Annotated in this window: 1 protein-coding gene; it reads right to left on the reverse strand. The window is 60.2% G+C overall.

Going from position 1 to position 435, the window contains the following annotated elements; genetic code table 11:
• Window positions 1–435, reverse strand: a 435-nt coding sequence (locus tag SB771_RS33530; RefSeq protein ID WP_410721857.1) for a Mu transposase domain-containing protein, incomplete at both ends; no start/stop codon positions are given.

Here is a 435-nt window from a genome sequence, read left to right on the forward strand (position 1 = left end):
GGCGGCTGGTGGTCACGCACTGTGTGGCGTTCACCTGCCTTGCGCAGTCGTGGATGGGTTGCAATGAGTTCGTGCTGATGGAACAGCTGTACGACCGTATCAGTCGATTTGAGCCAGAGGCTCTTGCCAACCAGCGTGAACGGCACGGAGTACAGCGCCTTCTTGTAGACGACATGTCCGTCCGTATGCACCTTGACTTCGCTCCATACAGCCAGCACCGGCGCAACGTCAGGCAGCGTCGTGAGCAGAGGCTTCTCGATGGCAAAGCGCGCCAGCGGCTGCTCGCGTGTCGTGCCATGTTCGCGCGTGCTGGCCTGCTGCATGATCCATTCGCGCAGCTGCCGGTTGGCATCGGTCAGGTCGCGGAACGTGCGCAGCGGCACAAAGGATTTCTTGACATATTTGACGCCCGACTCGACGATTCCCTTCTTCTGC

Origin of the sequence: Burkholderia sp. SIMBA_051, from assembly GCF_046534915.1 — a bacterium.
Lineage (GTDB): Bacteria > Pseudomonadota > Gammaproteobacteria > Burkholderiales > Burkholderiaceae > Burkholderia > Burkholderia ambifaria.